Origin of the sequence: Brevibacterium iodinum ATCC 49514 (assembly GCF_900169265.1) — a bacterium.
GTDB lineage: Bacteria > Actinomycetota > Actinomycetes > Actinomycetales > Brevibacteriaceae > Brevibacterium > Brevibacterium iodinum.
Genome location: NZ_FXYX01000030.1, coordinates 1 through 25,891 on the forward strand (window position 1 = coordinate 1; position 25,891 = coordinate 25,891).

Genomic DNA, 25,891 nt, shown 5'->3' on the forward strand with positions numbered 1-25,891 from the left:
AAGACACCACCAAAAGGGGGTGGGTCACCGCCAGGTTGAGTCACGATCACGGGATGGAGAGGCCAACACCTACTCTGCCAGCCGGTCCCAGACCAGCCACTACCAAGACTCACAGCCGTCAGGTAGTAATGGGGTGGGTCAGAGGGCGAAGAAGGTTTTCAGCTCGGTGCTGATCGAGTTCAAGCGCTCCGTCAGGGCCGGCTTGAGGGACGCACTCGCCGAGGTGGCCGACAGTCGCACTCCGGCGCTGGCGGCCGCACGGGCATCGGCATCGGCGGCAGCCTGGAGTTCCGACGGTTCGGCGACGACTTCGAGATAGCATTTGAGCTTCGGCTCGGTACCCGAAGGACGCACGATGACGCGCGAGTTCGACTCCGAGAGGAGCAGGATTCCATCGGTCGGCGGCAGCCCCTCATACCCGACCGACAGGTCGTGGACCTCTGCGACCGGGGAACCGGCAAGAGTGGCCGGAGGGTTCTCACGCAGCTTCGCCATGGCCGTGGCGATGAGAGAGACATCGTCGAGGCGAAAAGACAGAGGAGCGGTGGCGAAGTAGCCGTCACGGCCGCGGATCCGATCAAGCTCGGCTTCGATGCTGCTGCCCGCAGCCTTGAGACGCGAGGCAAGCGCAGCGAACGTCACAGCGGCAGAGATGCCGTCCTTATCACGCACGGCAGCCGGGTCGACGCAGTAGCCGAGTGCCTCTTCGTATCCGAATACGAGCCCGGCCACGCGGGAGATCCACTTGAACCCGGTGAGCGTGTTCACCGCTCCGAAGCCGTGGCTGGCAGCCGCTGTCGCCAGACCGCGGGAAGACACGATCGAATTCGCGAAGACAGGAGCGTCTGCACCCTCCGCGTGATGAGTTCCCTCCGCCAATCGGGTAGCGGCGTCCTCACCCAACAGCAGCCCCACCTCGTCGCCGGAGAGCTGACGGTAGCCGATGGCCGCCGACTCATCCGGGATGGCCGCGGAGAATCGGTCGGCATCCGGATCGTTGGCGATGATGAGTTCGGCACCGACCTCACGGGCCAGGGCGAAGGACTCATCGAGTGCGCCGGCTTCCTCCGGGTTCGGGAAGGACACCGTCGGGAAGTCCGGATCCGGTGCCTGCTGGGAGGCCACCGGGTGGAGGTTTGTGAAGCCGGTGCGGGTCAGAGCAGCCTCGGCGACTCCGGCACCGACACCATGCAGCGAGGTCAGCACGATCGAGAGATCCGACTCCGCCCGGACGCGCAGATCGTCGATGCGCGACAGATAGTCCTCGACGATCGACTCGTCGAGATGCTCCCACCCGGACTCCGCACGTGACACAGACGCCACGGACTCGACAGCTGAGATCCTTTCGGCGATGAGCGCATCGGCCGGGCTGACGATCTGCGCTCCGGCACCCGCCTCGGCGTCGGCCTCGGATCCGATCGCCTGCAGCGGACGCTGCCCCAGGTAGACCTTGTACCCGTTGTCAGCCGGCGGATTGTGGCTGGCCGTGACCATGACTCCGGCATCGGCTCCGCGCTGCGACAGCGCGAATGCCAGCAGCGGGGTCGGCAGCTGTTCAGGGAGCTGAATCGCAACTCCGCCGGCGGCGGTGATAACGGCGGCAGTATCGGCGGCGAACTCCGCGGACTTGTACCGGGCATCGCACCCGATGACGACTTCGAAGCCCTTACCGACGGTGTCTGCGAGGAATGCGGCCAGTCCGGCGGCGGCACGGATGACGACGGCTCTGTTCATCCGGTTAGGGCCGGCGGCGATCTCGCCGCGCAGACCGGCCGTGCCGAAGACGAGGGGACCGGAGAACCGGTCCTCGAGATCGGCGATCGCCGCCTCGTCGCCGCTGTCGGCCTCGGCGAGGATGTGCTCCAAGGAGATGGCCGTCTGCGGATCGGGGTCGTCGGCGATCCAGGCACGGACCACCTCGGCGTCGAATCCATTCGTGAAGCGGTCGGCTACGCGGGTCATATGAGGTCCTTTGCGAATTCGCGGTGGCGGGGCGGGAGAGTGCGGAGTGGGGCTGGCCGTCTCAGAGCTTCGCGACGATGTCGGCGAGCAGACGGGAGATGCGCGGGGCGGCCGCTGCCCCGGCTTCAATGACCTCGGCGTGGGAGAGCGGGGTCTCCTGGATGCCGGCGGCAAGGTTCGTCACCAGCGAAATTCCCATGAGTTCGAGCCCAGCCTGACGTGCGGCGATGGCCTCCAACGTCGTCGACATTCCCACCAGATCGGCACCGAGGACCCCAGCCATCCGCACCTCGGCGGGGGTCTCATAATGAGGTCCGCGGAACTGCGCGTACACGCCCTCGTCAAGCGTCGGGTCGATCTCCTTGGCGATGGCGCGCATCCGCGGGGAGTACAGATCGGTGAGATCGACGAAGTTCGCGCCCTCGATCGGGGAGGTGCCGGTGAGGTTGATGTGATCGGAGATGAGCACCGGAGTGCCGGGCCCCCAATTGCGGTTGAGCCCGCCGCACCCGTTCGTCAGCACCAGCGAGGAGCAGCCGGCCGCAGCGGCGGTGCGCACACCGTGGGCGACCGACCGGACGCCCTTGCCCTCGTAGTAGTGGGTGCGCGATCCGAGGACGAGCGCATGCTTGCCGCTGGCTTCGATGCGCACCGTGCGCAGGGTCGCGCCGTGGCCTTCGACGGCGGGGGCGTGGAATCCTGGGACCTCCGCAGCGGAGATCTCGGCAACGGTCTCGCCGAGGAGGTCCGCCGCCCCACCCCAACCGGAGCCGAGGACGAGCGCGATGTCATGCGATTCGATGCCCGCGTTCGCGTTGATGGTCGTGGCCGCGGCGTGCGCGGCGGCGGTAGGATCGCTTAAGTCAGTCATGACGCCAAGATTATCAAGTTCCCTACCGCCCAAGGAGCGAGCACATGCCGATTCGAGAGCTGACCGACGGTGACGATCTGCGGCTGAATGAGGTGTTCGCCGACGCGACCACCCCGGCCGGTCATATGGCCAGGTCCCTGTTCCGTCCGTCCTCGGATTCGCCGTTGATCCGCTCAGTCATCGCCGAGGTGGTCCCCGACGTTCCCGTCGGAGCCGCCGCGATCGCCGAATCCCCGCTTCACCCCTACCGGGCGTGGATCCACGTCGAGGTCGCCGCCGAAGAGCAGGGACATGGTCAAGGGCGTGAACTCTTCGACGCAGTGTGCGCGGAGACGCGAGGAACCGCACTCGAAGGCCTCGATCTGCGCGCCCGTGTGCACGCCGGCAGCCCGGGAGAGGGCTTCGCGCAGGCTCTCGGGTTCACCCCGCTGACGACGACCCGTGTGATCAAGGTGCCCGCCGGTGCTCTGCCTCCGGCCGGCGGCGGTCGGGCCGAGGACCTCGAGATCGTCGCCACCGGTTCGGTGAAGCTGACGAAGGCGTTCCTCGCCTGGTACACCGCCGTCAACCGCGACGATGCCGTCGGCCCGCTGACCATCGGACAGGTGAATAACGCTTTCCTCTCCGAAGCACCCGGGGCTCATGGTGCCGCACTGCTGAACGGCGCTGCCGGAACCGCCGAGGCGGGTGGACTCAGTGCCTTCGCCGTGTCGTATGCGCGGGAGGCCGATGAAACCGCCGGAGTTCTGCCCTCGGCCGGTGAACCGGGTGCCGGTGCGGCCGCCGGCGACGGGACCGCCGTCATCGATCAGGTCGACGAGGAACCGCCGACCGAGCTCATCCTCGGGTCGATGTTCGAGGCTCGCGACGATGCCGCAGACGCTGCGGGTGAGGACTTCGCCGCGGCCGTCGCCGACGCCGAACTCCTTTTGGCCAGGCTGTCGGTCGATGCCGATGTCGTCATCGAGGTCACGAGCGGAATGCCCGTGATCTCCGCGCTCGCCGACCGGCTGCTCGACGCCGGAACCGCCACCGAGCTCTACCGCTACGAGACCCTCTCAGGACCGCCTGCTGACGTCAGCTGAATCAGGCTCGACTCCCGTCGGGGCGAAGAGTCGGACTGGGCGAGCTTGGTCCTCGGCGACGAACCAGCCTGTCCCCGGCAGCCCGTCGAGCGGGGCCTGTCGCAGCACTCCGAGCCCGGTGAGATCTTGCCTGGTATGCGCACCGAGCACGAGCAGCGGTCCGAGACTCTGAGCTTTGGACAATGGGGAGCCATAGCCGGGAGTGAACCGTGTCGGCACAGTGAGCACATGGAATAGTCCGTCGAGCAGATCCCAGTCGACGGGATCTGCGGCCATGTGCGCATCGTCGTGAACTGAGACCCCGCCGAGGCGGCCCACATACGTCGCGAATCCGGTCTTGCCGCTCTGCGGAGAACCGCGAACGGTGAGAACCGAACCGTCTCGCCGGGGATCCCACACCACGAGGTCATCGAAAGCATCCACGCCGACCGGGATGCAGCCAGGCATGTCGCCGTAGGGTTCTTCGCCCACGCCCACAGGTTGGCCAAGCCCCCGCCAGCGTGGAGCGAATCCCTTTCGGGACTCCGGAATGCCGAGTGGTCCGCTGAGGAGGCTCGTGCCCGCCCCAGACATCGACGAATCGAATCGTGCCGGTTCAACGGGTGCGAACTGCACATCGGCACCGTCCCCGCCGGCGGCCTGCGCGCGGGGACCGCGGATGACGGCGCGGAGATCCGGCCACGAACCGGCGAATCGCTGCCGGCTGAGCCCGACGCTCGTTCCGTCTTCGCCAGCCTCGGGCGGGAAGATGATCTGGGTGGCGAATCGAGAGCTCCTACTCGTCATATTCCGGCACCCGGCGAGCAGGAACACGAGATCCGATCCGGCACCATGTCCGAGGAGACGTTCGGCTCGTTCGGCCCAATAGTGGTCGAGCGAGTCGACGAACTCGGCCCAATTGCTGCAGACGATCAGGCTCGGTGGCTGTGGGCTCTGCCTCGGCCCGGTCGTCGAATCTGTGCTTTCACCGTCGTGCGAGAATCTGCTCGGGTCCCCACGGGCAGAAAGATGGTCGAGAATCGCCTGAATCTGCCAGCCGGAGCTCAATCCACAGCTGATCTCCGCCCAGTCGAGGACCGCGGAGATTCTGCCGATCGCGATGATCCGTCGGGTCGGAGCGGCCGCTCGTGCCATGGTCGCAAGCACGGATTCCACGGTGTCCGGGCTGCCGCCTGTGAGGATCGTGGAACCGTCCACGTCCGGGTCGAATGTCCACATCTGCTGCCGTTGCTGACTGGGTACATCGATGATCCCAGTGACTGTCGGACCGAATTCACCACCTTCCGCCACCGGTCCCGCAGAGGAAGCGGCGAGCTCACCATCAGAATGGGTCAGTCCCCCTGCCGCCCAGGCCGACATCTCTTCAGGTTCCGGCAGGGGAGGCAGCACAACCTGCCGATGAGCCGAAGCGTCCTCGGCCCTGGCGATGTCGTGAGCCGCGGCGATGATGTTGTCGACGTGAACTCCGTGGGCGCCGCTGGCCAGGGACGGAACCGGCCCCGGGCCCCAGGGACGAACGCGAGGGCGGAGGGCCGCCTCGGTGTGGGCGTCATGTCCGAAAGGAATCGCCACGCGGAATCGGGTGACGCAGATCCCGGAGTCCAGACAGGCGGCGCCGGGTTTGTCCGGGGGCAGGAACGCACCCGCCTCGGAGCCGATGACGTTGAAGGAATCGGTCTCATCGCGCACTCGCAGGCACACGCGAATGTTGATGTTCGCCTTCATCTGCCCGGTGACGACTCCCATCGGACGCTGAGTGGCGAGAATGAGGTGGACGCCGAGGGACCGGCCGAGAGCTGTGAGGTGTTCGAGCAGGTCGGCGGCGCGAGGATGAGTGGCCATCAGCGCATGGAATTCGTCGATGACGACGACGAGTCGTGGGGGAGGATCGGCGAGATCGGCGACATCGGCACACCCGTGATCGGCCAACAGCCGCTCTCGATGGGTGATCTCGGCGCGCACGGAGACGAGAGCGCGAAAGGCGAGACCGGAGTCGAAGTCGTCGAGCACACTGTCGGTGTGCGGCAGATCTTGCAGCGGTGAGAACGTGGCCCCACCTTTGAAATCGATGAGGACGAAACACAATCGCCGAGGCGGCTGTGCCAAGGCCATCGACAGCAGCCATGTCTGCAGGAGCAGGGATTTTCCGCTGCCCGTGGTGCCGGCGACGAGAGCGTGAGGACCGTCGGAGAACAGATCGATGCCGATGTCACCGTCGGCTCCGCGCCCGATCGGCACCGGCCCCGAGGCGGGAGACCGCCACCGCGCTCTGATGGCCTCGGGCGCATCGTCGCAGAGCTCGCCGAGCCCATGGTCGGGCCAGGTGCGGGGGCCGGTATCGTCTGAGCGGCCACGGTGCAGAGTGACGAATCGCGCGGCCGGCATGAGAGTGGCGACAAGTGCCCGTCCCGGCACCGGGCCACCGGGAGCAGTCGAGGACGTGGTGCGTGCCTGCGCGAGAGAGCCCACCGTCAGTGAGACCGCGGAGCCGGCATGTGGGGCGGTGAGCGTGAGCACGGCGGGGTGGGCCGCCTCGTCGAGGGTGATCGAGATGGGGTCGTCGATGCCGGAGTCTGGGCGTGACCCTGAACCGAACGTGTTCGATGCGTGGTCGGCGGAGAACTCGGTGCCTGCCAATTCCGGCAGCAGAGTGAGTTCGGGACTCGGTCGCCATCTGAATCGCCGGTCGGCCAGCCAAGCGAAGGCCATGGTGCGCAGGACTGCTCGGGTTCCGCTGACGGTGACGGTCGTCGTGCGTGGATCGATGCGGATCGGCATATCGGTGCAGACGATCCGACCGTCGACGTGGTCGGTTCCATCCTGCAGCCGTTCGTCGATGGTGAGGTCGCTGAAGACCGTCCCGAACCCCAGACACAGGCCAGGGGAAGAGAAGATCATCTGACGGTGCGACTTCTCCAGGCCCCTCAGCCTGGCCCGCGCCTCGGCCAACGCCTCGTCGCGGTCGAGTCGGCATTGTGCGCTGTCGCGGGTGAAGCGCTTCTTCTCCACCAGGTAGGCGACCCACCCGGAGAGCGGGGCCGAGATGCTGAAGAGCAGGAACCACCACATTCCGGTGGCCACGGCCAGCACCACGCCGATGCCGACGGGGATGAGGAACGTCCACCACTGTGGGGGTCTGGCCGGCCGAGGATCGTCGATCGTCTTCGGGGCGATGTGGATGTCGTTGCTGTGATGCAGCGGAGGGGACCGGATCGGCGGCGCCGAACGGGCAGCCGAGGACAGAGCGCCGGCTGAAGAACCGACTGCCGGGCCCGGTGCGAGCACCGTCGCACCCGGAGCGACGGCGGGTCCAGGCCCCGTGGCATCGAGTCGCAGCGACTGAGGGGTGCGGGAGATGCTGGGGTCGATGATGGTCAGGCAGTCGGGGTGGGGCAGTCGAGACAAGCGGGCCCGCCGTGGGTCGAGCGTCACGGTGAATCCCGCATCCGGTCCTGCCAGGACGGTTACGTTCGTCCGCGCGGAGTCGGCACAGTCGTCGGTGGTGCGCAGAGCATTCGCTCCGACGACGGTGATGGGATTGAGTCTCTGCCAATGACCCCAGCTGATCGACTCGATTCTGTGGTTGTCGAGCCGGTTGCCGACGGCCAAGTCCTGGGAAGTCAGTTCCGCTCCCAGGGCAGACCGGAAGACGTCGAAGGCCGGTTGGGCTGATTCGGCTTCGATGCTCATGCTCGTGACGGCTCCGTTCGTCTCAATGCGGTGGATGAGTCCCAGGGTTCTCATGCCCACAGACTCACCGCGAGCGCATGGCTTGGGCAAGAGCGAGAAAGCGCCCTGTGAATACGGTTTGGGCATCCACAGCCTCAGGATGCGTGAGTGGAGCCTGTGCCCACAGGAATCGGCGTCGAAGTGGAGTCGGCTCGGGTTAATCAGTCGAGGCGCAGGGCGCCCCGGGCATAAGCGGTGGCGTGGAGGTCGATGAGGCCGGGGACGAACGGTGAGAGCAGCGCCGGAGAATAACGGGCCTCGATGCGAATGCGCACCGAATGCGTCCCATCCACATCGGCACTCAACCGCAGATTGCCCATGTCCTTCGGAGTCGGCACCGCGTCGAGGTAGCGACCGGCGGCGCGTTTCGCCGCCGGGGGTGAGAACACGAGACCGGGATCGTCTCCTGGAGCCGGTTCGAACGAGTCCGAGGCCGCCAGCGCCGCAGAATCGGCCAGTCCCTGCAGTTCTCGGCGGGCCATGTGCAGGTCGGTCAGGGCGGCGATGAGGAAGGCCAACAACAAGGCGATGACGACGAAGCCGATGGCCAGCGGCGTGATGGACCCGGCGTCGGATTCGTGCTCCGAATCGCGGCCGATCTGCGATTCCCGTCGCCGTTCACAGCTGTGCTCTCCCGTGGTCGGCATATCACTGACGTCCTGTGGCGACGACGTCGGTGTGGTTCGCGCGCAACGTGACGTGCGGTGACCGGTCTGAGCCGAAGAGGAGAGGGAACCCGGGCAGAGACACTTGCGTCTCGACTCGTGCAGTGACGAGAGAGCCGGCCTGTCCACAGGGTCCGGCACACGAGTAGGTGATGGAAGTCGGCGCATCACGCAGCCCGAAGTCCGCGAAATGCATCTTCGCGAAGGCATGGGCGCGGGCCTCCGAGGGGTTCGCGTCGCGGGCGGCGATACGTGAGGCCGACATCGCCGCCGAGGTGGTCGCATAGCTGGCGGCCTGCAGCTGGGAGAGGGTGAGCATGAGGTAGATGACCGGGATGAGCAGGACGATGGAGGCGAAGATGAACTCGATGACCGCTGTTCCTTCGTCTGCGTCGTCGGTCGCGACTCCCTGATTGACCTCTGGTTCAGTCACGGTCGATGTCCTCGACGATGGATCGTCCGCGCAGCTCCCAGATCTCGGCCGGTCCCCACAGCCCGATGACCGGAAGCGGAGTCGTCACCTGAACTTCGACGATCTCGACGGCACCGTGCTTTGACGTCGAGACGGTGACCTTCTGGGCATAGCGCTCGCCCACGGACACTCGGATGAGGTCGCGGGTGAGCTTCTGCCCGTCTCGTGGAGTCTGATCGGCCAGGCTCGCCTGTCTTGCTCCGGCGATGGCGGAATCGATGACGGTGTTGCGGACATGGATGACGAGACCGATCTGCAGAGCTCCGGCCAGGATGAGGGCCAACAATGAGGCGATGAGAGCGAACTCGGCGACGGCGGATCCCGCATCACTGCGCTCGCCTGCCGCGCTCACCGAGGCGGCCCCCAGTCGGTCTCCCCGTTCCGTGTCGTCGTCTCTGCGCACCGTGCGGTCACCCGGCCCCGCGGACCTTGTTCATCGCGTCCTGGAACATCGAGGTGAAGGCTTCGCCGGCCAGCGCCCACAGTGCAACCACCAGTCCCGCGGTCATCAGGGTGACGAGGACCCAGCCGGGAACGTCTCCGCGATCGGGCCGGTCGACTTCCTCGGTGAGGTTCGGGTCGATGCCGTGGTCGGTCGCCTCGGCGATGGTGGTTCCTCCTCGCGGAGGAGGACCGGGGATGAGCCCGAGCATGAGCGGGACGAGGCGGTAGGTGAACTGGCGGAACATCGTGTCTCCTTCTTCGGCGAGGTCGAGGTATCGATCCGCGTGGTCGTTGATGCGGGAGGTGGTCGTGGGCGTGGGATTGGTCGTTACGGACTGAGGTCGAGGACGGTCAGAGAGGGGAAGACGGCGAAGATGACGGTGACGGGAAGCACGAAGACGACCACCGGGACGAGCATCCCAATCTCTTTGCGACCGGACAGTTCGAGGAGGCGCCGTCGGGACTGTTCGCGCACGTCAGCGGCTTGGGAGCGGAGGACTTCGGCCAGAGGTGTGCCGCGGGTCATCGACACGGCGAGGCCGTCGACGAACTGGACGATCTCGGGAATGGCGATGCGTGTGGCCATCGCATCGAGCGCTTCGACCAACGGTGTGCCGGTGCGAGTGGCGGCCAGGGCTGCGCGGAGTTCGTCAATGAGATCGCCGGAGCAGGTGCGGCACACTCGTTCGAGAGCCTCCACGATCCCCTCACCGGCGGTGATGGACAGCGCAAGAAGCTCAGCGACGGTCGGGAACTCAGCGAGCACACGGGATTCGTGGCGGGCGATGGCTTGACTGAGTCGCCAATCGTTGACGACGTGCCCGGCGATGCCGCCGCTGATGACGAGGACGATTGTGACGATGGGGGAGAAGCCGCGCTGCGCCGACAGGACACCGGCCAGACCACCGGCGACGATCATCCCGACGAGGATGCTCAGCACCTGGTTGATGCGGAACCGTTCGATCGTGGCATTGCCGCCGAGGCGGTCGATGCGCAGCCGCAGAGTCGCATCCGTGGTGATGCGCGACGTCACCCACAGGGTCGAGCTGACCAGACAGGACTTCACCAGTCCCCAGAATCCCTCGGTGCGCGGGGTCGGCGGGGCGTAGATGTCGACCAAGGATTCCTGATCCCGCAGATAGGGCGCGATCCGCGACGACAGCGTCGGTTTGCGCAGCGGTGGGAGGGAGAGCACGAAGACGCACAGAGCGAAGCCGTTGAAGAGTCCGAGGGCCAGTATCGACCAAGGCTCGCCGAGGAGGCTCATGCCGCCCGCCCGTCCGCAGCGTCCTCACTGTCGGAGGTGAATCCGCCGGTCGTTCCAGCGCTGCCTGCAAAGCGTCGGTGGGCGGCGCTGAGCGACGAGCCCTCGATGACCCGAGGTTCGGCCGGGAGCCTGCCGATGCGCTTCATCGCCTGATACGCCAGCAGAGAGACGACGAAGCCCGCCGCCAGGAGGATCAGCCCGGTTCGCGAGTTGTACGCCGCCGCCGTTTCGGGTCGGGTCGACAGGAACGCGAGCACCACCCACGGTGCGGCGACGGCCAATCGGGCGCCGTTGACCGTCCACTGCTGACGGGCAGAGAGCTCATTGCGGGTGCGGGCATCATCACGGACGAACTGTGCCAGGGCCCGCAACATGGTGCCCAGATCGCTGCCGCCGACCTGCCGAGTGACGCTGAGCGCGACGACGATGCGGTCGGCCACCGGGTCGGCGCTGACTTGCCGGAACCGCTCCAACGCCAAGGCGAACGAGCCGCTTGCCCGATATTCCTCGGCGAAGACTTCGAACAAGGGTCGCAGCGGTTCGGGTCCGCGATGGGCCAGAGAACTCAAAGCCTCGGGCAGGGACAGCCCCGCACGGACTCCGGAATTGAGATGGTCGAGCGTCTCGGGCCACAGCTCGCGCCGCATCACCTGCCTGCTGCGCGCCCGATGCTGCAGCGCACGGTGCGGCAGCCAGGACGCGAAGAGACCGAAGCACAGCGCGATCGCCCACGAGCCGGTGAGCACCGTGGATACGACGGCAACCACACAGAACGCCGCGACCGAGATGAGCAGCAGATGCGCCGGACGCAGCCTGGGAAATCCGGCCCCGGTGAGCATGTCGTCGAGTTCGCGCACCCACCGCGACTGCGTCCGCTTGCCCGGCGGTCGCTGCCACAGCGACATCCAGATGAGGAAGAGTCCCGCCCCGAGGCAGGAGCCGATGAGCAGGGCGGACTGCGAATAGCTCACGCCGCCTCCAGAACGGTGTGAAGATCGCGGCCGATGGCCGCAAAACGCTCGCCGAGGTGGCCGAACCCCTGACCGCGGATGAGCTGTCCGCGTGGCGAATGGAAGATCGTATCGAGTTCGACGACGTCGCCTTCGACCCCTCCGGGCACAGCGCAGATCTCATCGACTCGGCGCACCCCGGACGGGTCACGCCGGAGATGGACGACGACGTCGAGGCTGACGGCGACGGTGGGCACGACGAACGCCGAGGAGATGTTCGCACCGGCCAGTAGTGGCAGGGTGCAGATCTTCGTGATCGCCGCGCGGGCGGAATTCGCATGGATGGTGCCCATCCCGGGCAGGCCTGAATTCAGTGCGACCAGGAGATCGAGGCTTTCGGCCTCTCTGACCTCGCCGACGATGATGCGCGTCGGCCGCATCCGCAGCGCCTCTTTGACGAGAGCGCGGAGGGTGACTTCGCCGGTTCCTTCCAGCGACGGCTGGCGACACTGCATGGGGACCCAGTCGCGGCTGGGCAGATTGAGTTCGAAGACCTCTTCGCAGGAGATCGTGCGCTCGCGGGCCGGAATCGAGCCGGCCAAAGCATTGAGCATCGTCGTCTTGCCCGCCTGAATGGCCCCGGACACGAGAATGTTGGCCCCGCACGCCACGGCAGCGTCGAGAAACTCGGCGGCCGAGGGAGTCAGAGACCCGGAGGAGACCAGGCTGGCGAGATTGCGCGGCCGGGCGATGAACTTGCGGATATTCACGGCCGGATGGGCGCGAGTGATATCGGGCAGCACGACATGCAGGCGGGACCCGTCGGGCAGGATGGCGTCGACAAATGGTTGCGAAAGGTCAAAAACTTAGAATTGACATATGAATGCAGAAGCGACCGCCCCCACGATCAAAGCCGCCATTTACGCCCGGATCAGCCGAGACCGCGCAGGAGCTGGCCTCGGAGTCGAGCGGCAGGAGCGAGACTGTCGAGAGCTGGCCGACCGCCTCGGTTGGACTGTCGCCGAGGTTTACGTGGACAACGATATAAGTGCCTACTCGGGCAGGACTCGACCGCAGTATCGACAGATGCTGCGCGACGTAGAGGCAGGAAAGATCACCGGCATAATCGCCTGGCACACAGACCGCCTCCACCGCCGCACTGTCGAGCTGGAGGAATTCGTCGCCGTGGCGGAGGAGCACGGCACGAAGGTACAGACTGTGACCTCGGGGACTGTCGACCTCTCGACCGCCTCAGGCCGCATGGTCGCCCGAATGCTGGGTGCAGCGGCTCAGCACGAGATCGACCATGCTCGGGAGCGTATGAAGGCTAAGAAGGCTCAGATGGCGCGTGAGGGGAAGTACCGAGGAGGCCAGCGGCCCTACGGATTCGAGAAGGACGGAGCGACCGTGAGAGACGACGAGGCTGAGGTGATCCGCCGCGCGACGAAGGGCATCATTGCGGGCCGCTCTCTCCGAGGAATTGCCGACGAGCTGAACGCCGAGGAGCTGACCACGTCGACCGGGCGACCATGGACATATGCACGGCTCCGCGATGTCCTCGTACGCCCTCGCAACGCTGGCAAGCTATCGACCGGTGACCCTGGTCATGGCGAGCCGGGCATCCTCGGAGATGCCGAGTGGCCCGCCATCGTTCCTGAGGAAGAGTGGACCGCTGCCTACAAGATACTGACCGACCCCTCGCGTCGAATCCAGCAGGGGAACGCGACCCGCTGGCTCGGCTCGGGCATCTACATTTGCGGCAAGTGCGGAACCGCCATGCGCCCGGCACCGACCCGAGGAAAGTACCTCTACAGATGCACGGCTCAAGCACACCTCACTGTGATGACTGAGCAGACAGACTCATATGTCCGCGCCGTCGTCGCCGACCTCGTGCGCGATCCCCGAATCGTCGCTGCCCTCGACGACGACGGCGAGGAAGCTAACGCGGACCGTGCCCGTCGAGCAGAGCTGGCGACTCGCTTGGAGACGTTCGAAGCGGACTACATGGACGGCACCATCTCGGGGAAGATGCTCCGTGCATCGACGGACAAGGTGCAGGCGCAGATCGACGAGATCGACCGGAGGCTCACCGCGTCGATGCAGAGGTCCGCGTCCTCGAAGGTGACTTCCGCCGAGGACCCCGGTGCAGCGTTCCTGGACGCTCCCATCGACATCCAGCGGGCCGTGCTCGCTGCCGTTGCTCGGGTTGAGATTCGCCCCGCCGACCGCCCCGGTGTCCGCTGGAGCGAGGACCGCGTACGGATTACCCCTGCTGAGTAGTGGCTCTCGGACTCGAACTGCCTCTCATAAGTCTCACCGCGAAGAAGAGTGTAACAATCGGTGGTTCGTGGACCAGGCGAGTCGCAGCGGAGTAGACATCGAGGCATAGAGTGGATGGAGGTCTCCTCCGGTTTGGGCGACCCTAGTTAGGGTCCCTAGTGCTACATTCAGCTGACGCTTGGCCCGCTCCTCCAATTGGCGATCTCATCTGTGATTTTAACTGCGACCTCGTTTTGACACCGCTTGAGCTTGTCTACGTCCGCGTTGTTCGCGATTGATCGCGACTCGTCTACCGTTGGGCCGACATATGTCTCCCACGTGATAGGCAAGCCATCAGGACCAATCACATGAAGAAGTGCCGCGCGCTCGGCTGCAAGTTGGCTACTGACTTTGTCGTCGGTGTGCCCCGGATCATTCACGTTTCGAGCAAGGCGAACCAGCATGTCCAGTCGGAAATGGTGATCCGCGAGTCGTCTTGCTTCACGGCGGTCCAAGTCAGCCCTGGCGTCTGCCGCTCGGCGGTCAGCGACGCCCATAGAGAGGGCGACTATGACACCGCTTGCCGCGACTAGCACAGCAAGCGTTTGAACGATGACTCCAACGGTTTCTGCGGTCTCTACGGTCATAGCGTCAGAGTACTAGTCAGCTTGCAGTGAGTCGGACTTAGACGTGTACGAGCATGAGTTCCGGTTGTCGGTATCGGGTGAAACTTGAGGACTGCGAAGCTCCTCCGCCGGACCTGACCGGCGAAGTTGAAACTGCGGCGCAGTGGAGCCACTTAATGTGTGCCCCTGCTGAGCGGCCACGTGAATTCGGTCGGTTCGGCCCGGCTCTACCTTCTCGCGCGCGCTCAACTTAATTCTGTATTACGTAGTGAGGCGCATGTATGTATTACTTTAAAAATTATGCAAAAAGTCACTGTAATAGTGTTTGCCCCAAAAAAGTGAAGTTATTAAGATGACAATTAGTTACGCGATGCAAGCGAGGGTCTGCTCGAAGGAGCGGCAGGCTCGGCGATCAGGCGGAGGTCAGGTAGGGAGCGAAGCCCTGCAAACCCATCCCAGCGAGCCGTTATAGGACCAAACTCGGGCGCGTGTCTCCTCTAAAGGAAGCGCGACCAGCATGTCACGAAATCTCGTGTCAATAACCGAGGCTGCATGCCATCGGAACTGTTCCGATCAAACGATTAGAAACTACATTCGGCGGGGATATTTCCCGGCATATCGAAATGAGAAGAATCCCCGCGCTGGGGTCCTCATTGACCTCGACGAGATGGACGAGGCCCTGGACGATCTCCCGCAGGCGAAGGTCCGCGCCGGGGTCCGAGCGTTCGGCAAATATGCGTCCGTCTACAGCCTGCACCCGGATGCTCGCCGATGAAGGCGCAGGATGCTGCAGAACGGCTCGGAACCGGCTCGACGGGCAATGACGCGTTCGAGGTCCCGAGCGCCCCTCGTGCGCCGTTCACTCTGACCGATGAGCAAGTTCATCGTGTCGCCGCCCTCCTCCTCGCTGTACGGAGGCCTCGACGTGCTCAGTGAGCGCGAGCATCGACTCCGCTTGATCCGTGACGACATCGCCGCCGCCGACAGAACGAGGGCCGAGGAGCGGCGGCAGGCCGAAGCACGACAGCGCGAGACCGAGGAGCAGGCTCAGCGAGCGGAGGAGGCCCGCAGACGGGCCGGGCCGACCCGCTCGACTCACGAGGTGGCGGCGGCATTCGACGACTGGCATCGCCGCAACTTGAGGGGCGGGTCGCTTGCAACTCAACGCTTCTGAGCTTCACCACACGCACCACAAGTACGAAGCCGCTGGACCGTGGGCCGGGCACATCAGCCGAGATCATCTCGGCGAGAAAGGACCTGGCATGAGAGACAGGCAGAGACGAAAAATGCCCCCGACTACACCGAGGGCACTTCGCGCGTGGGCATCGAGACCGAGCACGACGGAACCAAGGGCGAAACTGCCGGTGACGGCTGTACCGAGAGTGAAGCCTGATCTTGGCTCAATTTTTCTCCCCACCGCTGATCGGAGGGGCGATGACAACGCTACCCAACAGTGAAGCGTCCGCAAGTTTCAGCCTCGACGACCTGATCGACGAAGGGGTAGAGGTCGAGATCGTCGACGGCGAGGTGATTCTCGCCCCCGCTGAGCAAACGACCGAGACGATGGCGGTGGCGACCGAGGAGCCGAGGCAGTCCTCGGGAGCCGGTGGACTGCTGAGGCCGTCCACCGCCGAACACCTCATACAGGGCATTGCCACCGGGGCGCGGCGAGCCGAGGAGCCGGCCGTCGGTCTCTTGGCATTACCTCCTGGCGACGACAGAGACCCCCTCAGCTTGCTCTATCGGGGTCGCGTCAATGGCATCGCTGGCGAGAGCGGGAGTGGCAAGTCCTGGACGGCGATGGCGGTTGCCCTCGACGAGATCGAGAGCGGAAACAGCGTCCTCTATGTCGATTACGAGGACTCCGCCGAAGGCATCTATACCCGCGCCCTGGCCGCTGGAGCCGACCCTGACACTCTCGCGGATGACCTCATCTACTTCTCGCCCGAGGGCAAGCTCGACGAGGAGGCATGGACCGTGCTGGAGAGCGTGCTCGATCAAGTCCAGCCGTCCCTCGTCGTCATCGACTCGACGGGCGAGGCGCTGAGCACTCACGGCGCGAATCCGAACGCCGATGAGGAGGTCGCCGAGTGGTTTCGCGAGGTGCCTCGACGTATCGCTCGACACCGCACTCCGGTCACCGAGGAGCAGGAGCGGAAATGGGCGAAGGACCGAGAACTCCGTCCCCACTGGCACCCTCCTCGGCCCGAGGGGCCTGCCGTCCTCGTCCTCGATCACGTCACGAAATCGGCATCGGAGGGCGGAGGCAGTCTGTCTCCCATCGGCTCCCAGCGCAAGCGTGCAGCCATCGACGGGACATTGTTCATCCAGCGGATGAGGGAGCCGTTCTCCCGAGGGGTCGAGGGGTATGCCGAGCTGGTGGTGTCAAAGGACCGGCACGGCCATTTCCGCCTCGGCGAGAAGGCCGCCGTGCTCCGTGTGGCTCCCGACGATGAGAGGCCCGCCCTGGGGTCTCTGGAGCCGCTGAGCCTCACCCTGGAGGAGGTGCCATCCACCGAGGTGCAGAAGGCCGCGAAAGCGGCGAGCAAGCTCGATACCGAGATGGCGAAGCTCGACGACTTGGACCCTCCGCCGAGGTCGAAGAGAGATGTCATGGACCGGACCGGCTGGGGAGACAAGAAGGCTCTCGATGTGCTCCGGGCCTGGCGAGAGCGGCTGGGCCTCGACCATGGGTGAGGACGTATATCGGCGTTGCCGCTGTGCCCCTGGTGCCCCTCGCCTGGTGCTGGTGCTGGTGGTGTCGTTGGTGTCCCTCTCTAGGGTCGGGACACCACGACACCACACCATTGCACGGCGGTGTCACAGGGCGGAGGACACCACACGACACCACATGACACCACCCCCGCTAATCCCAGTAATGGCGCGGAAGTGGTGGTGTCGTTGGCAAAAAGACAAGGGACACCACCCCTTAAAAATCGGTGTCGAAAAGTGGTGTCGACACCGACACCACCGACGACACCACCACCGACACCACTCGCACGTACACGAGGCGCGATATGAAGAGAGGAGCTAGAAATGGTTGAACAGTCAATCAAACCCCCGACCGCCGACTCAGCCCATAGGAACCCCGACCATTGGTCGGCCCGGTCGATCCACGTCCCGAAGCGCTCGAAGTTGTTCGATCTCGTCGACACGGCGAAGAACACGCCCTGCCCGATCTGCCGGTCGAAGCGCGGTAGCTGGTGCCGAGGCAACCTCGGCTATCCCACTCGCATCTTTGACGACTGCTATCTCCACGTCATGAGGCTGGAGGCGGCGATCCTGGCCGATGACAGCCGGAAACCGGGACAGTCGACCGTCGCGGCGGTGGTGGCCTCGGCAGGCGCTCCACCGACAGCACACGAGCACGCGCCGGACGATGACGACGAGACCGCCGAGCAGAGCGGAGACGACCGCGATGGATAACCGCAGACGCGCCCATGCCGCCCTCGCGCCTCTCCTCGCGGCGATGGAGACCGACCGGCCCGCCTGCGAGGGTGACCAACGGTTCATCGACGACCGCATCAGGCAGGGCGGCGGTCTCCGGGACCACATCGACATGAGACAGACCTGCCGATCCTGCCCACTGCTGGAGCTGTGCCAGGAGTTCGCCACCACGGCCAGACCTGAGGCGGGATTCTGGGCGGGCAAATGGCGCGGTGGCGAGCCTCGACCACTGAGCCGCAACGGCGGTGACCCACTGTGATCCACCCCCACATTGACACCATCAACAACCTGCCATGGCTGACGAGGCTGTGGCGACGACTCACCACCACCACGAAAGGCCCCACCATGATCGAGACCAACCCCTACGCTCCCGAGTTCACCCCCACCGTCGAGCTGGCCGACGGATGGCTCGCCTGCCGCGTCTGCGGTGTGGCGACCGCGCCGACCGTCCAGCACGGGCAGGACACCATCACCTCGCTCGGTCGGGAGTATCGAGGCGGGTCGCCGTCACTGCGAAGGAAAGCGGCACAGGAGTTCGAGACCACCATGACAAGATGCTCGGCCTGCGAGGAGCGCCGTGAGCGTGCTGTGGCGGTCAACATCGAGCACCCGGCAGGGCGAGGGCAGTACGTCGCCGACGTGATAGCGAACACCGCCGTCGAGCGAGCGCTCGCTGTCGCCGCCGTGGCGGAGACCGACCTCAAGCTGACTTCGGCGCGACGGGTACGCCTGGCAATTCGCTATCTCACGACCGAGGCCCTCGGCCTGGTGTGGGAGAGCAGATTCGCTCCCGTCGCCGAGGCTGAGGCCCACCCGAGCACCGGAGCGGCCCTGCCATGGTCGCACGTGCCCGAGGAGGGGCGTGCTCGCGCACGGCAAGCGGTGGCCGCGTTCCTCCGCGCCCTGACCGAGCGCCCCCAGCCAACCCCAGCGCCCACTGGTGGCGGTTGCTACCTCTGCGGGGTCGCCTCGGTCGAGGTCGTCCCCTCACGGGCATCGTCGGCATGGACCGAGGCGTTAGTCTCACCGTCCTCGCTCGGCGGCACCTCGACCGCCCACCGGCGCGTGTCGGTGTGCCGGACGTGCGCCGATGCCGCCGAGGCATTCGGGGCCTACGGACAGTCGGCTATGGCACGCCTCGTGCTGGAGGCGGCAGGCATCTCGCGCAAGCTCGGCATCGAGAACGTGCGCCTCGACCCGCCCGCCTGGGGCGTGATGAACATCGAGCCGAACCCGACCCCCTGGGCACATATCGACCTCGACGACCTGCGAGAGAAGTTCGAGACCGGGAGGGTCGGGCGATGAGCAGGAAGATGAAGAAGGGCCTGACCGCCGCCGAGGCCGCCCAGCTTCCACCTGACCAATGGCCGTCGTGGTATCGCCCCTCGAAGGGCGCAGGACGTGGCTCACCGAAGCACCCGGACTTCTCCGAGAACAACGTCGTGAGTCTTCAGAGCGGGTACAGATCGCCGAGGGTCTACTCGGCAGTCTCCGCCGCTTTGGTGGCGGGCATCGTCGACGATAGACCCGACCTCCGGAAATACCCGGAGGCCCTGGCAGCATGGGCGGATGCCGAAGCAAGGGCGGCGCTTCTACGTCGTCACCTGGACGAGATCGGCATCATTGACGATGAGGGACAGCCGCGCACCTCGCAGGTGCAGATGCTCAAATGGTTCGAGAACAGCGCCACCGCCGCGAGAGACCGCCTCGGGCTGGACCCGAGGAGCGAGGCAGAACTGTCCTTGCTCAGGGCGAAGGCACTGCGCGAGGGCACTGGCGTGGGCGGCGATGCCGACCTCGACACTCTCGTCGAGCAGGGTCGAGCGGTGCTCGACGCTGGCCCCGACCCTCTTGTGACGGCGCTCGACCGTGTGCGGGCCGAGGGTGAGGCAGTCGCGCCCGGTCGGCGTGCTGAGACCGCCCCCACCCCTGAGGAGGACGAGCGATGAGCAGGACACCGTCCTCTACCGCCGCGCTCGACCTCCTCGCCGCTCTGCCCCTAGAGAACGGTTCGAGGTGGGGTGAGATGGCCTACCCGTTTCAATTGGCCGATGCTCGGACCGTGCTCGACACCGGGCCGTCGGCTCCCCGACGGCACTATCTCCTCCGAGGCCGAGGGATGAGCAAGACGACCGACATCGCCGGTATTACTTTGTCGCTACTCCTCACTGAGGCCCCCGCGAACTCGACCTCACTGGTCTATGCCTCAGACGCGGATCAGGCCGACCTCACGATGGAGGCGCTGAGCGGCTTCGTCGACCGTGCCGGACTCCGGTCGAGGGCGAGGGTCCTCGGTAGGACGGTCGAGAACACGGCGACGGGTGCCACGCTGACCATCGAAACCTCCGACGGGGCCTCAGCATTCGGCAAGCGGCCATGGCTCCAGATCGTCGACGAGCTGGCAGTCTGGCCGAACACGCCGAACCATCGAACACTGTGGTCAGCCATCACGTCGGCGGTGCCGAAGGTGCCAGGGTCTCGGCTCATCATCATCACGACGGCGGGGTCGCCGACTGGCATCGGGGCGAAGAGGTGGCAGAAGGCCCGGACGTCGCCCGCCTGGCACACCTCGCTCCACCCTGGCCCCTCACCCTGGTGGACTGAGGAGGACATCGCCGAGGTAAAGGACGATCTCACCCCCTCGGAGTGGCGGCGGCTAATCCTCTGCGAGTGGTCCGAGGCCGACGACGCTCTGACCTCGCCTGCCGACATCGAAGCGGTCATCCGTCCCGGCGACCCGGTGCTCGCCCCTGATCCTCGCCGTGAGTATGTCGCCGCGCTCGACGTGGGCACCCGGCGAGACCTCACGGCGCTCGCGGTCGGTCACGCCGAGGAGCGTGCAGCGGGCCGCGTGTTCATCATCGACAAGGTGATGAGCTGGAGACCATCGGACAGCGGGGGTCGAGTTGACCTCGGCGAGGTCGAGGCGGCGACCCTGCGCGTCTGTCGTGAGTACGGAGCCAAGCTTCGATTCGACCGGATGCAGGCGGAGCAATTGACGACGAACCTCCAGAGACAAGGTGTGCGGACCGAGGAGTTCGTCTTCTCCTCGGCAGGAGCGAACCGCCTCGCCCGGTCACTGTGGGGAGCACTCCGCGACCGCTCGCTGAGCCTGCCTGACGATGACGAGACTCGGGAGGAGTTCATGAGTGCTCGCATGGTCGAAACTGGCCCCTCAACAGTGAAGCTCCAGAACCCTCCAGGAACTCACGACGACCTCGTGGTCGCTGTCGGCATGATCGTCGCTGACCTCTCTCAGCGGCCCGCCGCGCTCATGGGCGGGATCAGCGTCCCCGGCAGAAGCGTCGCTCCCTCCGACGAACACCGACTCCCGACCCCACATCGCTCGGGAGAGGCTCGACGAGCCGTCACTCCGACCGGAGGGATACCACCACAGGCCAAGAGGCTGACAAGCGCACCGAGACGGGTCTATGCGGTGGCCGGAATGTCTCGCCCGTATGGCTACGAAACTGGGCGGCGGCGGTCGTAGGGGTCGGCTCCTGGCACAGTCCATAGTGGAGTGGCGACCTCTTCGTCGGCGAAGGTGCCGTGAACGGCGGTTTCGCCGTTTGATGCGTCCGGGCGGCACATCCCGGCATATGCCGTGGCCGACTCTTCGTCGGGCAGCTCGGTAATCGACATACCCTTATCGAGTTTCTTCCCCTGCCAGTCGTCAAAGACGTTCGGGGCATCGACGAGGACCGGATCGTAGGAGCCACGAACCCCGTCTTTGTAGTAGACGCCTGAGATGTCGAGACTATCGCTTGGATTGACCGTCGAGCCGGTGTTGTTGGCAATAGTCAGTTTGAACACGGCGACAGGATCGCCTGCAGTGCAGTTGCTCGCGGTCCCGTGCTCGCTGAACTTCGTCTCTCCGAGGTAGTCGACGTTTAGCTCCATGCCGGACGGGAAAGTTGCTGTCTTGCCAAAGTCGAAATAGCCGGTGCCATCGTCGTTATATGAGGTGGCACCTGATGCGGTAGCAGGCGGGTCGGCCTCAGTCTGCACGTAATCGCCGTCGGCATCTTGAGTCTCGTGAGCCTGCGGTCTCGCCTCGGCGACTTGTGACTCCGTGTGTGAGTCGTCCGTCGCCGATGTGCACGCCGAAAGGGTTAGAAGTCCCAGTGCGGTAGCAGTGGCTGTGATTCGCTTCATGGAGTCTCCGTCCTATTTGTCGAGGTCCGGGTTGACCATGCCCGCGTCTCTAAGGTCCCAAATGTCAATCAACGCGCTGTTGTCGAAGTCGATCTGCTCGACAGTGTCTCGTGTGTATCGAACGCTGAACAGGTAGGAGTTATCCTCGTTGCCGTACTTGTCGACCGTCGGACCGCTACCCATGACGACGATGCTCTTGTAGCCGGGGTACTTCGCCTTCGCGGCCTGGAGCGCCGCGATGGTGTCTTGTTTCGCACCGGTGGCGACCAGTCCGGTAGTGAAGTTGTCGTCGATTTCGAACTGGACGGTGACTTCGCCCTGGTAGTAGTCGAAGTCGAATTTGTCATCGTCGGTCGACTTCGCATCGGACTCCGACTCCTCCTCTTTGGAGGCTTCGTCCTTGGCCTTCTCAACTTTCTCGGCCTTCTCTTCCCCCGCTGACTCCTGATCGTCGTCGATCTTGGACACGGTGAGGGTGACAGCATCACCCGGCTCGGCTTCTGCACCGGCCTGAGGGGACGTGCGCTCGACCTTCCAATTGGACTTCCGAACTACCGAACGATCCTCATCGCTCTCGTCGACAAACTCGGCCTTCAAATCGAGGTCGTCGAGCGCGTCTTTGGCTTCGTCTCCAGCCTTTCCGACGAGGTCGGGCACCGTTATCGGCTCGGCCTCTTCGGTGGAGCTGGCTTCGACGGTTTGCGGCGCGTCCTCGGTCTGGCCGAACAGGCCAGTAGCGGAGAGAACGACCAGCGCAGCCAGAGTCCAGACCCACCATCTCTTATAGAACGGTTTCGAGGCTCGGCGCTGCCTCGGGCGTGCCTGAGGTGCGTCTCCAGTGGGGCGGTCAGTCATTCGGGCTCCGTCGCTTCTGTAGTCCACTACATCTATACCACCATTGTGCTACTTATAAGTCTGTAGACCAAAAAGTAGCACCGGTAGACGCTTGGTCGAGTGGAAGGTGAGTTGCAGCGCGTTGTGGGAGAGAATCTCCGACGGCACCGGTTACGACTCGGGCTGAGTCAAGAGGCGTTCGCCGAGCGCCTTGGGGTGCATCGCACCTACATGGGTGGAGTTGAACGCGGCGAACGTAACCTCACGCTCAAGACCGTCGAGAAGCTGGCTGAGACTATCGACGTATCTCCAATCGAGTTATTGTCACGGCCGGTAAGTGAAGATCGCGGTTCGCGAACTAGCTCTAGCTCTTCTTGAGGCGAACCTTATGGCCTGTGCCCGGTGCACTAGCGCAGTTCTGTCTGCAATGTGTCAAGATGTCCGGAATCGGCGCCCGCATCGACTAGCCTTGGGCGATATGGATAAACAAGGCTGCGACGGAACGAACCGCTTGTTCTATGGCGATAACCTGCCGGTGCTTCGAGAGCACATCGAGTCGGAGAGCGTGGACTTGATTTATCTTGACCCACCGTTCAACTCGAATCGCTCCTATTCTGTAATTTTCGGGCAGCAGACTAGTGACGCGAACGCTCAGATTCAGGCATTCGACGATACGTGGCACTGGACTCCTGAAACTGAACGCTACTTTTCCGACATTCTGGTGACCGCACCAAATGCTGTTTCAGATGCGATCTCGGCGTTTCGTATGCTTTTGGGTGAAAACGATGCCATGGCGTACCTGGTAATGATGGCCCCGAGGCTTGTTGAGCTCCACAGGGTGCTTAAACCTACTGGGTCAATCTATCTTCACTGTGATTCGACTATGAGCCATTACCTGAAGATACTGCTAGATGCCATCTTTGGTGCTGACAACTTCATAAATGACATATCGTGGCATCGGAGCAGCAACCGTTCATCCATCTCCAAGGTGTATCGACGCGCTCATGACTGCATTTTGTTCTATGCAAAAGATCATTTGAAGTACAACTTCACTCTCCAGTATAAGCCTCTATCGGATGCTTCGGTCGAGACGTACAGGTTTGAGGATCCTGATGGCCGAAGGTACGCTTCGGTGCCCTTGATCGTGAGCGGCAAGAGGAACGGGGATACCGGGCAACCGTGGAAAGGCATCGACCCCAACGTGCGTGGCAAGAGTGGGATGCACTGGGTTACAAAGCGCGAGAACTTGGATAAATATGAGGCTGAAGGAAAAATACTTTGGCCTAAAAAATCAGACGGGACTCCAAGGCTGAAATATTATGAGGACGAATCTAAGGGAGTCCCCCTAAATGATTTCTGGGATGATGTTCCATTAATTAGTTCGCGTTCTGCGGAGCAGCTGGGGTACCCCACGCAGAAGCCTCTGGCTTTACTAGAGAGAATAATTGCCTCTTCGTCAAATCCCGGAGATGTAATCCTTGACCCATTTTGCGGATGCGGTACCACGGTCGATGCAGCTGAGAAGCTAGGACGACGGTGGGTCGGGATAGATATTACTTATATTGCTATTGATCTTATTGTGAAGCGGTTATCTTCGACGTATGGACAGAGTGTGATGAAGTCGATTGAAGTCGACGGCATTCCATATGACATGCAGTCTGCTGAGAAGCTTTTTAGTAAATCGCCTTTCGACTTCGAACGGTGGGCGGTTTCGATGCTTCATGCGCAGCCCAATGATCGACAGGTTGGCGACCGGGGCATAGATGGTGTTCGACGGTTCATCCTCAACGGTCAGAAATCTGGCAAGACACTAGTCTCGGTGAAAGGGGGTCGGAACGTGGGGCCCTCGGTTGTTCGTGACCTCGCTGGGACGGTTGTGAGCACTCATGATGCCTACCTGGGCGTTCTCATCACCCTCAACGACGTTATAAGTAAAGAGACGCAGCGCGCTATAGATGTAGCGGGCTACTGGACCCATCCCTCGAATGGCCAGCACTACCCGGTTCTTCAGCACATTTCAGTTCGGGAATTACTTAGTGGGCACCGTCCGGACTTGCCAATGGCCCTCACTCCCTATATTTCCGCGAAGCGGCGGGTGCACATTTCGGATCAGGCGACACTCTTTGACTTCCGCTGACCTGGACGTTACGCGGCTCTGGCTGTGAACCGACGGCGGTCTGCTGCTCCCCGCGCGTGCGCGCAGGGAGCAGTTGGACTAGGGGATCGGGGCGTACGTATGTCAAAAGCTTGGTTTTGAGAGATCGACGCGGCGGCCCGAGGTCCGAAGCATCCGCTCGATGAGGTCATCGAGTTCGCCGGAGCTCAACTTCGTCGTCGTCAGCTGGTGGATTCCGTCGACGGCGATGAAGACCTCGCTCGGGGAGTTCACCCAGATCTCTTCGACATGCGGGTCATCGAAATAGTCCTGCAGGGCACCGAAGCCCGAGAGTTGATTGTCGATATGGCGGAACGTCGCCTCTTTGTCTTCGAGAAGAGGAAGGTCGGCGACGAGGCTGCGCTCATCGTATTCGGCGATGACGGTGCGAATGAGCTCGCGAGAGCGCTGAATATCGGCGCGGGGATCCACATCGAGATCTCTGATCCGTTTGTGAACCTCGCTGGTGATGACTTCGGTGGCTTCCACTCTGAACCCTTGCCCGATCATTCAATTGACAGCGTGATTTGCTGTTTAACCTAGCTGTAGTCGAATGAAGAATCTAGTGTATTCCCAAATCTGTGGATAACCGGGAATCGGTTCCGCAAATGCTCAAGGTGTAGTTTCACGACTGTCATTGCGCCGATTCTTCGTCTTGCGCAGGGGTGGGATCCGGTCTATATTTTCCTCACTAGCCTTCGCGTGACGCGATATGAGCCGCGCCGCCGGCGGGATGAATCAGATCTCCCGCCGGCGGCGCTTTTTGGGCTCATCGTAATTGAGAGTGTAGAACCGGTCTGAAGCCACCGGACTCGAGCAGACACCTCGCGATGTAATGCGTGAGGTTGCGGAATCCCAGCGCGGACCCGCGTAGATGCTCGAGTCTGCCGTTGATCGCTTCAGTGGGACCGTTCGACGTTCCCGGTCGGGTGAAGAACGCGAGCACATCAGCAGCTCGACGCTTCAACGT

Annotated in this window: 25 protein-coding genes and 1 pseudogene; 11 read left to right on the forward strand and 15 right to left on the reverse strand. The window is 63.9% G+C overall.

The genetic code is table 11. The features are described from left to right. Positions 1-138: 138 nt before the first annotated feature. Both BI49514_RS14855 and BI49514_RS14860 read right to left on the reverse strand, forming a co-directional pair. Entirely contained in the window at positions 139-1,962 is a 1,824-nt protein-coding gene (locus BI49514_RS14855; protein WP_101547243.1) for a phospho-sugar mutase, read from the reverse strand. Between the two features lie 61 nt (positions 1,963-2,023). Beyond that, complete coding sequence (locus BI49514_RS14860) at positions 2,024-2,833, reverse strand: purine-nucleoside phosphorylase (protein WP_101547244.1); 810 nt, start codon at positions 2,831-2,833, stop codon at positions 2,024-2,026. A gap of 44 nt (positions 2,834-2,877) precedes the next feature. Between BI49514_RS14860 and BI49514_RS14865 the strand changes: the two genes are divergently transcribed. Next, the gene (locus tag BI49514_RS14865; protein WP_101547245.1) at positions 2,878-3,918 is read left to right on the forward strand and encodes a GNAT family N-acetyltransferase; all 1,041 of its coding nucleotides are present in this window, start codon (positions 2,878-2,880) and stop codon (positions 3,916-3,918) included. On the opposite strand, the gene BI49514_RS14870 is transcribed toward BI49514_RS14865, so the two are convergent. The 8 genes and pseudogenes from BI49514_RS14870 to BI49514_RS14905 all read right to left on the reverse strand — a co-directional run. Next, the gene (locus tag BI49514_RS14870) at positions 3,892-7,662 is read right to left on the reverse strand and encodes an FtsK/SpoIIIE domain-containing protein (protein WP_167443966.1); all 3,771 of its coding nucleotides are present in this window, start codon (positions 7,660-7,662) and stop codon (positions 3,892-3,894) included. The two genes, BI49514_RS14865 and BI49514_RS14870, sit on opposite strands and share 27 nt — an antisense overlap. A gap of 146 nt (positions 7,663-7,808) precedes the next feature. Continuing rightward, positions 7,809-8,294 (reverse strand): pilus assembly protein TadG-related protein, encoded by a 486-nt coding sequence (locus BI49514_RS14875; protein WP_101547247.1) that lies wholly within the window; start codon positions 8,292-8,294, stop codon positions 7,809-7,811. 1 nt (position 8,295) lies between these two features. Continuing rightward, complete coding sequence (locus BI49514_RS14880; RefSeq protein WP_101547248.1) at positions 8,296-8,745, reverse strand: hypothetical protein; 450 nt, start codon at positions 8,743-8,745, stop codon at positions 8,296-8,298. Further along, positions 8,738-9,187 (reverse strand): TadE/TadG family type IV pilus assembly protein, encoded by a 450-nt coding sequence (locus BI49514_RS14885; protein ID WP_244195171.1) that lies wholly within the window; start codon positions 9,185-9,187, stop codon positions 8,738-8,740. Before BI49514_RS14885 ends, BI49514_RS14880 begins: the two co-directional genes overlap by 8 nt. A 7-nt stretch (positions 9,188-9,194) precedes the next feature. Further along, a complete protein-coding gene (locus tag BI49514_RS14890; protein WP_244195361.1) occupies positions 9,195-9,473 on the reverse strand; it encodes a hypothetical protein in 279 nt (92 codons plus the stop codon). 83 nt (positions 9,474-9,556) lie between these two features. Further along, entirely contained in the window at positions 9,557-10,495 is a 939-nt protein-coding gene (locus BI49514_RS14895) for a type II secretion system F family protein (protein WP_101547249.1), read from the reverse strand. Further along, on the reverse strand, positions 10,492-11,466 hold the full coding sequence (locus tag BI49514_RS14900) for a type II secretion system F family protein (protein ID WP_101547250.1): 975 nt from the start codon (positions 11,464-11,466) through the stop codon (positions 10,492-10,494). Before BI49514_RS14900 ends, BI49514_RS14895 begins: the two co-directional genes overlap by 4 nt. Continuing rightward, positions 11,463-12,305, reverse strand: a pseudogene (locus tag BI49514_RS14905) (CpaF family protein); the annotation flags it as partial. The pseudogene BI49514_RS14905 and the gene BI49514_RS14900, both read right to left, overlap by 4 nt. A 19-nt stretch (positions 12,306-12,324) precedes the next feature. On the opposite strand from BI49514_RS14905, the gene BI49514_RS14910 reads away from it, so the two are divergent. Next, a complete protein-coding gene (locus tag BI49514_RS14910) occupies positions 12,325-13,725 on the forward strand; it encodes a recombinase family protein (RefSeq protein WP_101547251.1) in 1,401 nt (466 codons plus the stop codon). A 167-nt stretch (positions 13,726-13,892) separates the two neighbouring features. Here BI49514_RS14910 and BI49514_RS16395 read toward each other — a convergent pair whose 3' ends face one another. Next, positions 13,893-14,351 (reverse strand): hypothetical protein, encoded by a 459-nt coding sequence (locus BI49514_RS16395; protein ID WP_145996234.1) that lies wholly within the window; start codon positions 14,349-14,351, stop codon positions 13,893-13,895. Positions 14,352-15,201: 850 nt separating this feature from the next. Between BI49514_RS16395 and BI49514_RS14920 the strand changes: the two genes are divergently transcribed. The 7 genes from BI49514_RS14920 to BI49514_RS14950 all read left to right on the forward strand — a co-directional run bounded on the left by BI49514_RS14920 (position 15,202) and on the right by BI49514_RS14950 (position 21,267). Further along, the gene (locus BI49514_RS14920) at positions 15,202-15,504 is read left to right on the forward strand and encodes a hypothetical protein (RefSeq protein ID WP_101547253.1); all 303 of its coding nucleotides are present in this window, start codon (positions 15,202-15,204) and stop codon (positions 15,502-15,504) included. Positions 15,505-15,764: 260 nt separating this feature from the next. After that, positions 15,765-17,027 (forward strand): AAA family ATPase, encoded by a 1,263-nt coding sequence (locus tag BI49514_RS14925; protein ID WP_101547254.1) that lies wholly within the window; start codon positions 15,765-15,767, stop codon positions 17,025-17,027. Between the two features lie 339 nt (positions 17,028-17,366). After that, complete coding sequence (locus BI49514_RS14930; RefSeq protein WP_101547255.1) at positions 17,367-17,756, forward strand: hypothetical protein; 390 nt, start codon at positions 17,367-17,369, stop codon at positions 17,754-17,756. Then, positions 17,749-18,036 carry a WhiB family transcriptional regulator gene (locus BI49514_RS14935; protein WP_101547256.1) on the forward strand — a complete coding sequence of 96 codons (288 nt, stop codon included), beginning with the start codon at positions 17,749-17,751 and terminating at the stop codon, positions 18,034-18,036. Before BI49514_RS14930 ends, BI49514_RS14935 begins: the two co-directional genes overlap by 8 nt. 86 nt (positions 18,037-18,122) lie before the next feature. After that, entirely contained in the window at positions 18,123-19,082 is a 960-nt protein-coding gene (locus tag BI49514_RS14940; protein ID WP_145996235.1) for a hypothetical protein, read from the forward strand. Further along, positions 19,079-19,726, forward strand: a complete 648-nt coding sequence (locus tag BI49514_RS14945; RefSeq protein ID WP_145996236.1) for a hypothetical protein — start codon at positions 19,079-19,081, stop codon at positions 19,724-19,726. The genes BI49514_RS14940 and BI49514_RS14945 overlap by 4 nt, the downstream gene beginning before the upstream one ends. Next, positions 19,723-21,267, forward strand: a complete 1,545-nt coding sequence (locus tag BI49514_RS14950) for a terminase large subunit domain-containing protein (protein WP_101547259.1) — start codon at positions 19,723-19,725, stop codon at positions 21,265-21,267. Before BI49514_RS14945 ends, BI49514_RS14950 begins: the two co-directional genes overlap by 4 nt. Here BI49514_RS14950 and BI49514_RS14955 read toward each other — a convergent pair. Together BI49514_RS14955 and BI49514_RS14960 are read right to left on the reverse strand one after the other, a co-directional pair. Then, a complete protein-coding gene (locus BI49514_RS14955; RefSeq protein ID WP_101547260.1) occupies positions 21,240-21,932 on the reverse strand; it encodes a hypothetical protein in 693 nt (230 codons plus the stop codon). The two genes, BI49514_RS14950 and BI49514_RS14955, sit on opposite strands and share 28 nt — an antisense overlap. A 12-nt stretch (positions 21,933-21,944) precedes the next feature. Further along, complete coding sequence (locus BI49514_RS14960) at positions 21,945-22,787, reverse strand: PASTA domain-containing protein (RefSeq protein WP_101547261.1); 843 nt, start codon at positions 22,785-22,787, stop codon at positions 21,945-21,947. A 123-nt stretch (positions 22,788-22,910) separates the two neighbouring features. Between BI49514_RS14960 and BI49514_RS14965 the strand changes: the two genes are divergently transcribed. Both BI49514_RS14965 and BI49514_RS14970 read left to right on the forward strand, forming a co-directional pair. Continuing rightward, positions 22,911-23,144 (forward strand): helix-turn-helix domain-containing protein, encoded by a 234-nt coding sequence (locus BI49514_RS14965; RefSeq protein WP_244195346.1) that lies wholly within the window; start codon positions 22,911-22,913, stop codon positions 23,142-23,144. 100 nt (positions 23,145-23,244) lie between these two features. After that, entirely contained in the window at positions 23,245-24,903 is a 1,659-nt protein-coding gene (locus tag BI49514_RS14970; protein ID WP_101547263.1) for a DNA methyltransferase, read from the forward strand. A gap of 102 nt (positions 24,904-25,005) precedes the next feature. On the opposite strand, the gene BI49514_RS14975 is transcribed toward BI49514_RS14970, so the two are convergent. Both BI49514_RS14975 and BI49514_RS14980 read right to left on the reverse strand, forming a co-directional pair. Beyond that, a complete protein-coding gene (locus BI49514_RS14975) occupies positions 25,006-25,410 on the reverse strand; it encodes a hypothetical protein (RefSeq protein WP_180954392.1) in 405 nt (134 codons plus the stop codon). A gap of 280 nt (positions 25,411-25,690) precedes the next feature. Further along, a partial coding sequence (locus BI49514_RS14980; RefSeq protein ID WP_145996179.1) for a transposase occupies positions 25,691-25,891 on the reverse strand: 201 nt, incomplete at its 5' end.